This window comes from Clostridium sp. B9, assembly GCF_050509515.1.
Taxonomy (GTDB): domain Bacteria; phylum Bacillota; class Clostridia; order Clostridiales; family Clostridiaceae; genus Sarcina.
Genome location: NZ_JBNWKA010000003.1, coordinates 2502863 through 2518523 on the forward strand (window position 1 = coordinate 2502863; position 15661 = coordinate 2518523).

General features: G+C 32.9%; 4 protein-coding genes. All 4 read right to left on the reverse strand.

All coding sequences use genetic code 11. The features are described 5' to 3' along the window. On the reverse strand, window positions 1-1203 hold the full coding sequence (locus ACQZHJ_RS11090) for a hypothetical protein (RefSeq protein ID WP_430485619.1): 1203 nt from the start codon (window positions 1201-1203) through the stop codon (window positions 1-3). A gap of 118 nt (window positions 1204-1321) precedes the next feature. Continuing rightward, window positions 1322-3427, reverse strand: coding sequence for an SdrD B-like domain-containing protein (locus tag ACQZHJ_RS11095; protein WP_430485620.1), 2106 nt, complete (start codon window positions 3425-3427; stop codon window positions 1322-1324). 195 nt (window positions 3428-3622) lie between these two features. Next, a complete protein-coding gene (locus tag ACQZHJ_RS11100) occupies window positions 3623-8854 on the reverse strand; it encodes a DUF7507 domain-containing protein (RefSeq protein ID WP_430485621.1) in 5232 nt (1743 codons plus the stop codon). Between the two features lie 24 nt (window positions 8855-8878). Beyond that, complete coding sequence (locus tag ACQZHJ_RS11105) at window positions 8879-15652, reverse strand: DUF7507 domain-containing protein (RefSeq protein WP_430485622.1); 6774 nt, start codon at window positions 15650-15652, stop codon at window positions 8879-8881. Window positions 15653-15661 lie beyond the last annotated feature (9 nt).

The following is a 15661-nucleotide window of genomic DNA, read 5'->3' on the forward strand; positions in this document are numbered from 1 at the left end:
TTATAAGTGGAAGAGATGTGCCATCATCTTGTATACCTTTTTTATATCATCCCCAGTTGCATCATAGTTTTCATAAGCATCATTCTCTCCAGTAACTTTATTTCCTATAATAAGTTGATTTATTAATGAATGTCTTGGTCCATTACTCAAAAATAACGTCCTATAATTTCTAGGTCCTTGAGTTGCTATATCTGTATCTGGAGCATCCCCGAAATCAACAAATACTGTATCTAATTGCAATCCTATCAATGTAACTGCATATCTATCTCCTTGAGTTTTTAATCTCATAACTGCAAAGCTTTGATTATTAACAAAGTTATTTGCTCCTACGTTTGTTATATCCCATCCATATCTAGCTGGTTTATCTGGTGGATTCATCTCCCCAAAGCTCCCGCTTTTATCCAAATTTCCAACTGTAGAGCTTTCTGAATTCCCATCATTTATAAAGGACCTAAAAAAATTATTTACTAAATTATTTGGCCCACTTAATGCTACCAATGAAAAATTATTGGGTCCTATTAAAACTTGGTCACTACCTATTTGCTCTTCACCCTCCATGGCACTTATTAATACTCTCGCATTAATACTTCCAATTGGATTTGCTAAAAATCCACCTAAATTTATATCAGCATCACCTAAGCTAGCACTGACAGCTTCTATACCAGCGTAAATATTCATACTTCTTATAGGCAATGATTGATTTTCATAAATAACTCCTAATGTCCAGCCAATCGTATTGTTAGGTCCTTTTATAGTAGCCGGCACACCTTCAACTGAATAAGTTCCGCTTCCAGATATTAAGTCTGTTACATCTTGACTTCTAGAATAAAATTCAGTAGAACTACTTATAAATTCCTGTGATGTTAAAGAATCTGAAACTATACTATTGCTTCCTAATGGAGTATTAAATATTATAGGATTATCTATAAATTCTCTAACACTATCTCCACCACTAAATGCTGATCCACCCCACTGTAATTCAGCATAGAGTATAGTACTACCTGCTGGAATATTTAATTGAGCTGAAGAACTATTTTCTCTCCAATCATATGTTGTCCCTTTAGGAAATCCCTTTTCTTGAATTGTTAAATCTAATGTTGTAAACACTCCAACATCAGAATTATTATTACTAAGTCCTAATGTATTTCCAGTAAAAATTATTGCTCCCCTAGCAGTAATAGAGAACCTATTTACAATACTCATAATCTCCCCCCTAATACTATCCTTTTATGAAAAAACAATTAAATCTCTTTAAATAAAATATAAGCTTTTAATAAAATAATTATCTACTTTATTAAAAACTTATAAACTACTATAATACTTAATAGCAACTACTACCCTTAACATAATTATTCATAGGACATCCACTACCAAAACTATTATTACACTTATTGCAATACTTCATATTCATACCTAAATTCCCTGTAAACCCTGCATATATATTAGTTATATCTTCAGTTGTTATAATAACTGTTGCTATACCTGTTATAGAGTCTGGTTTTGAACCATAATCCTGCCCTAAAACCTGTGGTGAGAAATTCATACTAGGTGGAGCTATAAATTGAACTGTGTAATCTCCTGGTTTCAAACATGGAAACTCATAGTATCCATCACAGTCAGTAAATGTACTGTCTATTTGTACCCCTAAATCATTAAATAAAATCACACTAACTCCATATATAAAAGGCTCTCCATTATCTAGAATCCCATTTTTATTACAGTCATAAAAGGCTTGACCAGATATTTTGAAACACTTACAAAGTCCAGCATCTACTGTTACTAATGGATTTTCTTCTGAAAGATTAAACTCATCACTTTTTCCAGTACTTTGATTAACATCCGAATCTACAGAATCATTTCCTCCAACATTGGGAAGTGTAAATTCCTGATACCCATTAGGTAACTCTATTAAAACATAATAATTCCCACTAGGAATTTGTGTAAATGAATAAGCACCATTTACATCTGTTGTAGTGGTTGCTACTAATTCATCTGTATCAGAATTATAAAGAGCTACATTTGCACCCTCTACTGGCAATTCTCCCCCTTCTCTTATCCCATTACAATTTTCATCATACCAAACAACACCATTAATCTCTAAAGTAACTACTCTTATTAAATAGTCCTCAACTTCCCCATCAGCTGCTGGTCCGATGCTTCTTGTATCCTCCTCACTTGGAAGTATATTTCTATTAATCAAATCATAGGTAGTTAATCTAAGTCTCATAAAGGTCTCATCACCAGGCAATAATGAAAATCCACTTGGAACATCAAATTCTATATTCATAAATTGAGGTGTTGGACCTGTTGAAGGAATTATTTTCAAATCTATTGCTTCTTCTAATTCAAATATTCCATTTTGATTAAAATCAACCCATCCATATAAAACAGCATTTTCTCCAGTATTATTTACATATGAAACCTGAACAGAATACTTATTTTCTCCTAATATTATTGAATTAACCGGTGTTATAACTCCATCATCTTGAATTCCTTCTATCAAATCATCACCAGTAGCAGTTGGATTTTCATAGGCATCATTTTCATGTGTTGCTGTTACACCTAAAAATAATTCATTGACTATACCATGTCTTGGACCATTATTCACTAGTAAAGTCGTATAATCTCCAGTGCCATTTCCAGAACTAGTATCCGGTGCATCTCCAAAATCTATAAATATTTCTCTTAGGCAATTTGTAGCATCATTGTCTATGAAAGATACATTAGTTTTGGAAAATTCTTCTACAACAGCATTCCCACCACTTATTAGTACTCTCATAATTTGAAAAGTATTATTTGTAGGAAAGAAAAATACTCCTGGTATAAAAGATATAGCTGCTCCATATTCAGCTGGAACTGCGCCAATGGTTGGCAAATCAGTAGCTAATGCAGTAACCGGATCTACACATCTAAATGTACCAATTCCATTTAACATACCACATAACTGCCTTGTCTCACTATCCCAAGCCCAATCTGACATTCCTGTAGCCCCTATATTCCCTATAGTTATCCCATAAGGAGGTGCTGTTATTTCAGTATATCCATTTGTAGGATCAACTAACTTTCCATAAGTAGCCCTATTAGGTCCCAAATCAATAACATAAAAAACATTTGAACCCGAAGAATTTACATAGTAGTAACCTAAATCATCAAATGCCCCTACATTAAAAGGGTCTAATGGAAGCCCCACTGGATTAGGCAATTGTACATAACTAAAATCAGAGTCAACTCTATATAGTTTTGATGCTCCCCCTCCAACAATTCTAATACCATATATATAATTATCTAAAGTATTATATCCAACTGCATTTAATGCAATATCTAAACTCGCGACTTGCGTAGTATCTCCAGTTATCAAATTTACTTCATATATATTACTAGGCCTTCCCGAAAACTGATATGCTAAAGTCGAACAATCAAAAGGCATAATCTCACTCCTTCTTATATATTTAAACAATTAATTTCAACATTACATCGACTGCTTAATAATATATAATATGAAATTTCTTAATTTTAGTTATATAAATGATAATTTAATAAATTAATTAAAATAAGCTATATCTAAATCAAGCATAGATTAATAATTCAATACTTAATTTAAAATATAGCTTAAAATCATTTTTTATAATCCACTTTCTACAATATAAGTTATTGAATAGAAGAATTTTCTGTCACTAATTTTCTTAAAATAAAAATCTTCTATTTCATAACTTAAATTTATAGAACAATCATAATCTTCTAATTCAGGTAGTACAATATAAGAACATATAGGCATTTCATAATGAGCACTATGAACGCTCTGTGCCTCCTCATTAGCAACATATATAATTTTTAAACATACCTTTCCACTAACACTCATTTTTTTACCACTTAAACTCTGCTTACTATTTGAAACTCCCACTGGCGAATCAAACACCTCATATCCACTAAAAACAATGTTTATATCTAAATCACTCAAGCTCTCTATATCTGGTTTTTCATCTGGTATTTCCAAAGTTCCACTTAGATAATCTTGTTTAAAAGCAATCATTCTAAATTCTACCTCACATTCATTACTTGTTGTTTCTATATCCATTACTGTCCCTTGAACAAATTCTCCTTGGAAAGTTATTCTTGCTGAATTTAAGAATGTTAATGGACAAGGTACAGCTGTGACTCTAACATCAAAGCTTATTCTCCTCTTTTCTCTTGGTGATACAATTCCGATTGGAACTCCACTTTCTAAATCTGCTGATGTTACACTACTAATAATTGCTCCATTAAATGATCCTTCTATAAATTCAACACCCTCTGGTAAATCATCAAAGAAAATAACGTTAGTTATTTCCACATTAGAAGTATTATCAATTAAAAAATTATATGTTATAACATCTCCAATTCCGACTAAATTTGGAGTACATGTTTTACTAATAGTAATTGGATTCACCAAAACTTCAACTTCATTAGACTCTGATTCCTTACCTACTGGTGGTTTATTAGGATTAACTATATAGTTATAATTAACAGTAGCTGTATTTCTTAATGGATTTGGATTTGGAAATTCATAAACTAAAAGCCTATAGATTATTATTATTGTTTCCCCGGGTTCCACAGGATTTGTTAAGCTTAACCCACTGATTAAATCTCCTGTATACGGAACATTTACCTCCAATGAACCATCTACAAAACTAGTTCCATTAGGTAATACATCACTAATACCAACATTTTCTGCATTTACATTTCCACTATTAGTGAATGTTATTGTATATTCAATTTCATCTCCAACTTGTACAAAATCTTTATTTGCACTTTTTACAATTGGCCCAAGTTCTGCACTCCTAACTTCTGTGAAAACTGTATTTGTATTAATATTTCTATTTTCACTTGGTTCTGTTGGATCAAGAATAAATTCATATGCTATATTTCCTGTGTTCGGAATTGGATTAGGTGTAGGCACTTCTTCAACTAACACTCTAAATGTCACTATAACAGTTTCTCCTGGTGCTATAGAATTTGTTAAGCTTATCTGAGTTGTTGGATTTCCTGTAAAAGGTACATTTAGATTTATAGAACCTGCCACATAGCTTGTTCCATTTGGTATCTCATCTGTTATAACCACATTTTCCGCATCTGCATTTCCCGTATTAGTAAAGCTTAGAGTATAAGTTATTTCTTCTCCAACATCGGCATATCCCTTGTCTACGCTTTTTAATGGATTTAATAAAACACTATTTACCAAAGTAGTTACAGTATTAGTATCTCTGCTCGCACTCCTTAATTGTTCAGTTGGATCTACTATATATTCATAGTCAATTGTTGCTGTATTTGGTATTGGGTTTGGATTGGGTATATCATCTATTGTTACACTAAAACTAATAGTTATTGTTTCATTAGGCGCTACTGGATTTGTTAAATTTATTTGACTAGGTGGATTTCCTGTATAAGGAACATTTACATTTATAGAATTTGGTACATATGTTGTGTCATTAGGAACTATATCTGTTATTACTACATTCTCTGCATCTACATTTCCATCATTTAAAAAACTTATTGTATAAGTTATAACATCTCCAACATCTGCAAAATCCTTATCTACAAATTTAACTGGATTTAAATCTGCAATATTAACCTGTGTTAAAACAGTATTGGTATTTTCGCTACCAACTCTAGATGGTTCAGCTGGATTTACAGTATATTCATAGTCTACGGTTGCTGTATTTGGTATTGGATTTGGATTTGGTATAGCATCTATTGTTACATCAAAGTTTATTACAATAGTTTCTCCTGATGCTATTGGATTTGTTAAATTTATCTGACTTGTTGGATTTCCTGTAAATGCTACATTTGCTGTTACTGATAAAGGAACATAGGTTGTATCATTAGGTATAATATCTGTTATTACTACATTTTCCGCATCTACATTTCCTGTATTTGTAAAAGCTATAGCATAGTTTAATACATCTCCTACTTCAGCAAAATCATAATTAACAGTTTTACTAGGATTTAAATCCACAAAATTAACTTGAGTGAAAACAGTATTGGTATCCTCACTTTCTGATACTAATGGTTCAGTTTGATCTCCTACATGTTCATAATTAACAGTTGCTGTATTTGGTATTGGATTTTCTCCTGGAACCCCTATTATTAGAACATTAAAAGTAACTTGTACAGTTTCTCCTGGTGCTACTGGATTTATTAAATCTATCTGACTTGTTGGGTTTCCTGTAAATGCTACATTACTACTAATTGAACCTGGTACATATGATGTTCCATTAGGCACCGTATCTACAATATATACATTTTGTGCGTCAACATTTCCCGTGTTAGTAAATGTAATAGTATAATTTATCTCTTCTCCAATATCAGCAAAATCCTTATCAACATTTTTTAATGGGTTTAATAAAGCATTATTAACTTGAGTAAACACTGTATTTGTATTTTCACTTCCTTGAACCAAAGGATTAGCTGGATCAACTTCATAATCATAATCTATAGCTGCTGTATTTGGTATTGGATTGGGGTTTGGTATAGTGTCTATTGTTACATCAAAACTTAATATTACACTTTCTCCTGGTGCTACTGAATTTATTAAATTTATCGTTGTAGTTGGATCACCTGTAAATGGTACATTAGCATTAACACTACCTATAACATAGCTAGTATCATTAGGTATTGGATCCGTTATGACTACATTTTGAGCATCAACATTTCCTATATTAGTAAAACTTATTGTATATGTTAATGTTGCTCCAACATCTTCATAATCTTCATTTACAAATTTAACGGGATTTAAAGTAGCATTGTTTACTTGAGTAAATACTGTATTAGAATCAATATCTGTAATAGCTATTGGGGGGTCAGTAGGGTCTACTGTATATTCATAATTCAATATTGCTGTATTAGGTATTGGATTGGGTAATGGAATAGAGTCTACCGAAACTCTATAACTTATTACTATTGTTTCTCCAGGTGCTACTGGATTTATTAAATTAATCTGACTTGTTGGATCTCCTGTAATAGGTACATTTGCTACAATTGATCCCCCTATATATGATGTACCATTAGGAATCGGGTCAACTACAAAAACATTATCTGCATCAGTACTCCCTGTATTAGTAAATGTTATTGTATATATTAACTCATCTCCTATATCTGCATAAGCTAAATCTACATATTTTATTGGAGTCATTTCAACATGATTAACCTGTGTCTGAACTGTATTGGTTACAAATGTTGGTAACGTAGGTATTGTTACTTGTCCTGTATTTTCAATAGGATTAGGAGTTGGAATTGCATTATTAACTTGAACTTGCCATGATATTACTACTGTTTGTCCTCCAGCAATACTTGTAATTGTTAATCCTGTCTGCGGATTAGTTCCTGTAAAAGGTGCATTTACAGTTAAGTTATTAGCATATATAGTACCTGTTGGAATAGTATCTTGAAATAAAACATCATCGATGGCTACAGTTCCAATATTAGTAAGCTCAACTGTATAGGTTATAATTCCATCTATATCAACAAAACTTTTATCTACTCTTTTATTAGCTGTTATTATAGTATCTTCTATTGTTAATTCATAATCCTCTACCTCTCCATCACCAGCTGGTCCAAAACTTCTTGTGTCCTCTGCAGTAGCTCCTCCCGTATTAGTTAGTGTATCTGTTGTTATTCTAGTTCTTATAAAAGTTTGACCTGCTGTTAATGTTGTTGTTCCAGGAACAGTAAATGTTAAATTAACTACCTGCTCTAAAATATTATTTGGAACTGTCGTTGAAAAACTTTCATTGGTTTGAAAAATTCCATCCTTATTAAAATCTACCCATGCATATAAATTGGCAGTTGTTCCACTATCATTTACTACAGTTATTGGCAAAGTATATGTTGTGCTTATTGTATTCATATTAGGAATCGGAAATGTTGGTGCATCATCCTGTATCCCTTGACTTAGATCATCCCCTGTTGCAGTAGCATTTTGGTATGCATCACTTTCACTTGTAACCTTAAACCCTAATGTTAGGTTATTTATTAATCCATGTCTTGGCCCATTACTAGCTAATAATGTTCTATAGTTTCCTGGACCTTGTGTTGAAGTATTAGTGTCCGGTGCATCACCAAAATCTATCTCTATACTAGCATTAATACAAGTTGCACCATCATTAGTACTAAAAGTATTCGTTGTAGTTGAAAATACTTCTCCAGTTGCTGTTACTCCATCTGTTGTTATTTTAATTACTTGAAGTGTATTATTAGTTGGAAAATACATTTCCCCATCTATAAAAGAACCAGCTGCTCCATATGATGCTGCTGGCGCACCAGTAGTTGGAATGTCATTAGCTATAGCATTAACAACATCTATACATCTAAGTTGACCTGTATTCAAAACACCACAAAGCTTATTAGTACTCGTATCCCATGTTACATCCGGTACTCCTAAAGCACTTCCCCCAGGAGTAGTTATTGTTATTCCATAGGTTGGACCAAGCTGTTCAGTATAACCTGTAGTAGGATTAACAAGCTTTCCATAGGTTGCTCTTGCAGGATTATAATCTATTACATATACTGTTGTTCCACCTGATGATAGTAAATAATAATATCCATTTTGATCAAAGGTCCCAGAGTTAAATTGAGTAGTTGGTGGTAATCCTGTAGGCGTAGGTAACAGTGTTGTTGAAAAATCTGAATCTACAGTATAAATTCCACCACCTGATGCACTTCCATAAATCAAATTATCTATAGGATTATATCCTATTCCATTTAAAGTTACTCCTAATGTAGCAACAGGAGTCACAGCACCTGTAATTAAATTTATTTCATAAACAGTACTAGGACTTCCTGCAAATTGATAAAATATAGAATTACATTGAAAAGGCATATCTTTCTCCTTTCTATTTAATTTTTAAACTCCACTTTCAATTAAATAAGTTATAGCATAAAAAAACTTCCTTTCATTTAACTTATTATAATAAATATCCTCTTCTACGTAGTAAAAATTCAAAACACAATTTAACTCAATATTGGTTGGTAATACGATATAATTACATATAGAAATCTCATAATGTGCACTATGAACACTTTGCTCATCATTATTGGCTACATAAACTACCTTTGCACATATTTTGTAATTTACCACTACCTTTTTGCCTGTTAAATTTTTTTTAGATAAAGCTATTCCTACAGGTGATTCTATAATTTCATATCCATCAAATACTACATTAACTTCAAAGGATAAAATCCTCTCAATATCAGGCTTTTCTACTGGTATTTCAAGTACATCACTTATAAACTCTTGTTTAAATCCGAGTTTCTTCAAATCCACAGTACATTCATTACTAAGTGATGTTATATTGCTTATTTCTCCAGTTGTGAATTCAGCTCTATAGTCTAAGCTAGCTACATTAGGGAATTCTGCTGGACAAGGAACATTATTCACCCTAACCTTAAAGGAAATTAGCTTTAATTCCTTCGAATTTATATCACCTAAAGGAACTCCACTTATCAAGTCACTTGCTATAACATTATTACTTATTGCTCCCTTAAAAGACCCTTCTATAAACTCAACACCACTAGGTAACTTATCAAAAAAGATTACATTTGTAATTTCAACCTCTGAGGAGTTTATTATGGTAAAGTTGTACGTTATAACTCCTCCTAATGCTACTTCTTTAGGAGAACAAGTTTTTATAATCTCCACTGGATTTACAAATACATCTACTGTATTAGAATCAATTTCCTTTTCTTTTGGTGGTTTATTTGGATCAACTGTATACTCATAGGTTACTTTTGCTGTATTTTCTATAGGATTAGGGTTTGGAACTTCGTTAACTAATAAAGTATAGTTTATTACTATTGTTTCTCCTGGCTCAACTGGATTTGTAAGTAATAATCCTGTGTTTAAATCACCCGTATAAGGAACATTTACAAATAAAGTTCCTGGAACTAGTGTTGTCCCATTTCGTAGCCCATCAACTATAGAAACATTTTCTGCTGCCACATTCCCTGTGTTGGTAAAAGTAATACTATAATTTATAGTATCTCCTACTTGTACAAAATCTTTATCAGCACTTTTTTCAACTGGACCAAGATCTGCATTTCTAACCTCAGTATAAACTGTATTTGTGTCTATACTCTCATCCACTAATGGTTCTCCTGGAACCAATTCGTAACTATAATTTATTGTTGCTGTATTAGGAATAGGATTGGGGTTAGGTATATTATCAACTATGACTTTAAATACTATTACTACTGTTTCCCCAACACTTACTGTATTAGTTAAGTGAACTGATGTTGTTGGATTTCCTGTAAATGAAACATTAGCTGTAATTGAACCACTTACATAAGTTGTATCATTAGGTATTGGATCTACCACCTCAACATTTTCCAAATCAACATTACCAGTATTAGTAAAAGTTATAGTGTATGTTATTTCATCTCCAATATCAGCATATTCCTTGTCTACACTTTTTAATGGATTAATTAAGGCCTCTCTTACTTCAGTTGTTACTGTATTAGTAATTTCACTACCTGGTACTAATGGTTCTGCTGGATCTACTACATATTCATAATTTATTGTAGCTGTATTCGGTATTGGATTGGGACTAGGAATTTCTTCTATTAATACTCTAAATGTTATTATTACATTTTCTCCCGGTGCAAGTGAATTAGTTATATTTATTTGACTTGTTGGGTCTCCTGTAAATGCTACATTAGATGTTATAGAACCTGCTACATAGCTTGTTCCATTTGGTACTGAATCTGTTACTATGATATTTTCAGCATCTACATTCCCAGTGTTGATAAAGCTTATCGTATAACTTATTTCATCTCCAACCTTTGCATATTCCTTATCTACAGACTTTATAGGATTTAGTTCTGAAAAATTAACCAATGTGGTTACTGTATTTGTATCTATAGTAGCTGTTACTGGTGTTTCAGCAGGATCTACCACATATTCATAATCCACTGTAGCTTTATTTGGTATTGGATTTGGATTTGGTATTTCATCTATTAATACGTTAAATATAATAGTTACAGTTTCTCCTGGTCCAAGAGGACTTGTTATATTTATTTGACTTGTTGGATTTCCTGTAAATGCCACATTACTACTTATAGAACCAGGTACATAGCTTGTTCCATTTGGTATTGGATCTGTTACTATGATATTTTCAGCATCTACATTTCCTGTATTAGTAAAGCTTATAGTATAAGTTATCTCATCCCCTACTTCAGCAAATTCCTTATTAACAGCTTTTATTGGATTTATTATTGCAGAATTAACCTGTGTTGTTACTGTGTTTGTATCTATAGTAGCTGTTACTGGTGGCTCTGTTGGATCTACTATATACTCATAATCTATTGTTGCTTTATTTGGTATTGGATTTGGATTTGGTATTTCATTTATTAAAACACTATAAGATATTACTACAGTTTCAGCTGGAGCAATTGAATTTATTATATTTATCTGACTTGTTGGATTTCCTGTAAATGCCACATTACTACTTATAGAACCAGGTACATAGCTTGTTCCATTTGGTATTGAATCTGTTACAATCACATTATCAACAGCTACATTTCCTATGTTAGTAAAAGTTATTGTATATACTACTTCTTCTCCTACTTGAGCAAACTCTTTATCAACAGCCTTTGTTGCTACTAATTCTCCATGATTAACCAATGTTGTAACAGTATTTGTATCTTTACTTTCCACATTTGGTGGATCTGCAGGGTCAACTATGTGTTCATAATTTACAGTTGCTGTATTTGGTATTGGATTTGGATTTGGTATTCTATCTATAGTTACATCAAAGGTTATTGTTACTGTTTCTCCTGGTGCTACTGGATTGGTTAGGTCAATTTGTGTTGTTGGATCTCCTGTAAAAGGTACATTAACTGAAATTGAAGCTGGTACATAGGTTGTATCATTTGGTATTGGATCTACAATAAAAACATTTTCTGCATCTACATTACCTGTATTGGTAAATGTTATTGTATATGTTATTACATCACCAACATCAGCAAATACATCACTTACAGATTTTAATGGATTTAGCTCGGCATGATTGATCTGAGTTGTTACAGTATTAGAATCTATATTTACACTTACCAAAGGATCAGCTGGGTCTACTACATATTCATAATCTACTGTAGCTGTATTTGGTATTGGATTTGGAATTGGTACAGCATCTACAGAAACTCTAAAAGTTACTGTTACAGTTTCTCCTGGTGCTACTGGATTTATTAAATTTATCTGACTTGTTGGATCTCCGGTAAAAGCTACATTACTATTTATAGAACCTGGCACATATGTGGTATCATTTGGTATTGTATCTGTTATAACAACATTTTCTGCATCTACATTTCCTTCTGGTGTAAATGTTATTGTATAAGTTAATTCATCACCAACGTCTGCAAAATTCTTATCTACATATTTAACTGGTGTGAGTTCTACGAAATTAACCTGAGTTTGAACTGTATTAGTTTCTTCGGTTGGTAATCCTGGTATTGTAACTTCTCCTGTATTTAATATTGGATTAGGTGCTGGAATCGCATTATCCACTTGTACTTCCCAAGAAATTGTAACAGTTTGTCCTGGATTTATTGTAGTTATAGTTAATCCCGTCTGAGGGTCTAAGCCAGTAAAAGCAGTATCTACAAAAAGATTATTATTATATACTGTTCCTGGTGGAATAGAATCTTGGAAAAATACATCATCAATCGGAAGTGTTCCTGGATTTGTTATTGTTACTGTGTAAGTTAAAACATCATCAATATCTGAAAAATTCTCATCTACACTTTTTGCTATATTTAATCTTGTATCCTCTATTATTAATTCATAATCTTCAACTTCTCCATCACTAGCTGCACCTAAACTTCTTGTATCTTCCTCTGTAACTCCTCCTGTATTTATTAGATCATCTGTTGTTAATCTAACTCTTACAAAGGTCTGACCTGGAGTTAATATTGTTCCTGCTGGGACATTAAAGTTCAAATTTATATTTTGAGTAGCAGGACTACTTGGAACAGTTGTTATAAAGCCTTCGTCAGTTTGAAATATTCCATCCTTATTGAAATCTATCCAAGCATATAAATTAGCTATTTCACCCGTATCATTTACAACATCTATAGGCAATGTATAACTGGTGGCGTTTAATGCCATATTAGTCAAAGGAAAAGTTGGACCATCATCTTGAATTCCTTGAGAAATATCATCTCCTGTTGCTGTTGCATTTTGATAAGCATCATCTTCTGCCGTAACTTGTGTTCCAATAGTTAAATTATTTACTATTCCATGTCTTGGCCCATTATTAGCTAACAATGTACTGTAATTCCCTGGTCCATTTCCAGCACCAGTATCTGGAGCGTCTCCAAAATCTATTAATATATCAGCATTAACACATGAAGCTCCATCATTATTTCCACTAGCAATTTCTTGTGAAAAAAACTCTCCAGTTGCATTTGGTGGATTTATATCAACTCTATATATATTACCATCTGAATTTCTTGTTACATACAATTCTCCATTAGCATAACTATAAATTGAACCATATATTCCAGCTGGTACTCCTGATGTAACTAAATTCACAACATTCCCTGTAGTTGGATCTAAACATTGAATTGTACCACTAGCAGCAACTCCATATAAATTTCCATCTACCAAACTAAACGCCCAATCACTTATATCTAAAGGTGCAGAAACTGCTGTTCCATATGGAGCTGTATCTAAAACAAATCCAGCAGTTGGGTCAACTAATTGCATATAGGTAGGTGACGTTTGATCTAGATCTACTACATAAAATCTAGCTTGATTTCTTTGATATATATATAAATGACCAGCATCATCAAAAGCCCCAGTATTAAAACCATTATTAGGAAGATTTGGCACCTGTCCTATTACACCTAAATTTCCATTTGCATCTAAAACCACTATGCTATGATCTGAATTTAAAGTTCCATAAATTAAATTATCTAAAGTGTTATAGCCTATTGAATTTATTGCTGCTCCAAAATTCGGATTAACAACTGTTATATCTCCAGTTATTAAATTTACTTCTGTAAGTTGATTTTGAGTTCCTACAGTAGCCACCCTATAAGCTATTGGCCCGCAAGTAAAAGGTACATTGGTTATTGGTAAAAAATAATCTTCCACCTCACCATCATTAGCTAAACCAAAACTTCGTGTGTCCTCCGCAGTTGATATACCACTATTAACTAAATCTTCAGTTGTTACTCTAACTCTTACATAAGTATTACCTATTGGTCTATATGAGTTAGCAGGTCTATTAAAATTTAATGTTACCGTCTGCGGAGCTGGATTAGATGGAACTATTAATTCCACTCCCTCATTACTTTGAAATATACCATCTTGATTAAAATCTAACCATGCATAAAGATTAGCATCTTCTCCTAAGTTATTATTAACTACAACATCTAGTGAATATGTGTTATCGTTATATCCTAATGGCGTTAGTGGAAATGTAGTTCCATCATCTTGGATTCCTTTAGCTTGATCATCTCCATCAGCTGTTCTATTTTGGTATGCATCATCTTCACCAGTTATTTGAGATCCAAGTCTCAAAGAATTACCTATTCCATGTCGTGGACCATCTGATGCTAGTGTTGTTCTATAGTTTCCTGGACTTTGTGTGGCTGAATTTGTATCAGGTGCATCTCCATAATCTATTTCAACTGCATCTAATTGCACTCCAAAAAATCCTGCTGCATAACCATCTCCTACAGTTGTTATTCTTACAACAGCGGAAGTTTGATTGTTAACAAAATTAGTAGACTGAACATTGGTTATATCCCATCCATATCTAGCTGGTAATGCAGGAAGATTTAACGTCCCAAAAGTTCCACTAGTATCAACTTGTCCCACAGTAGGACTTACTGAACTTCCATCATTTATTGCAGACTTAAAAAAGTTATTAGATGGGTTATTTGGTCCTGATAAATTAACTAAACTTGCAGTATTAGGACCAAATAGCATTTGATCCCCTGCATTCCCAAGATCTCCTTCCATCGCAGATACAAGTATTCTAGCACTTACTGGGCCAGATGAAGGTGCTAAAAAACCACTTACTGTGAAATCCACAGGTGGGCTACCTGCTGTTATTCCCTCAATACCAGAGTAAATACTCATATTTTGTATGCTAAATGTTGGATTTCCATAAATTATTCCTAACGACCACCCAACTGAGCTATTTCCACCATTTATTGATGCTGGAACCCCAGCCACCGTATAAGTTCCGTTACCAGCCGCTTGAATTAAAGATGTTACATCTTGACTTCTTGAATAAAATTGAACTGCACCTGCATTTGCTTCTTGTGCAGTTGCTGGATCTGGTGATATTGTGTTATTTCCTAATGGAGTAGTGAATGTAATCGAATTATTGAGAAAAGCTGTTACATTATCCCCATTACTATCTATAGATGTTCCGCCCCATTGAAGTTCGGCATACAAAACCGTACTTCCTGCAGGTATATTAACCTGAGCAGATGAACTATTATTTTGCCATAGCAAAGTACTTCCCGCTGGGAATCCAGCTACTTGTTGAGATGTATCCAAAGTTATGAAAGCCCCAGCATCTGCATTGTTAATACTTAATCCAAGTGTATTTCCTGTGATCAACATCGCTCCCCTTTGGGTTGTTGCAAATCTGTTTATAATTGTCACTTGTTTGCC

Excerpts from the sequence above, each read along its gene's own strand:
- ACQZHJ_RS11090 (WP_430485619.1), bottom strand. The coding sequence starts at position 1,203 with ATGAGTATTGTAAATAGGTTCTCTATTACTGCTAGGGGAGCAATAATT.
- ACQZHJ_RS11095 (WP_430485620.1), bottom strand. The coding sequence starts at position 3,427 with ATGCCTTTTGATTGTTCGACTTTAGCATATCAGTTTTCGGGAAGGCCT.
- ACQZHJ_RS11100 (WP_430485621.1), bottom strand. The coding sequence starts at position 8,854 with ATGCCTTTTCAATGTAATTCTATATTTTATCAATTTGCAGGAAGTCCT.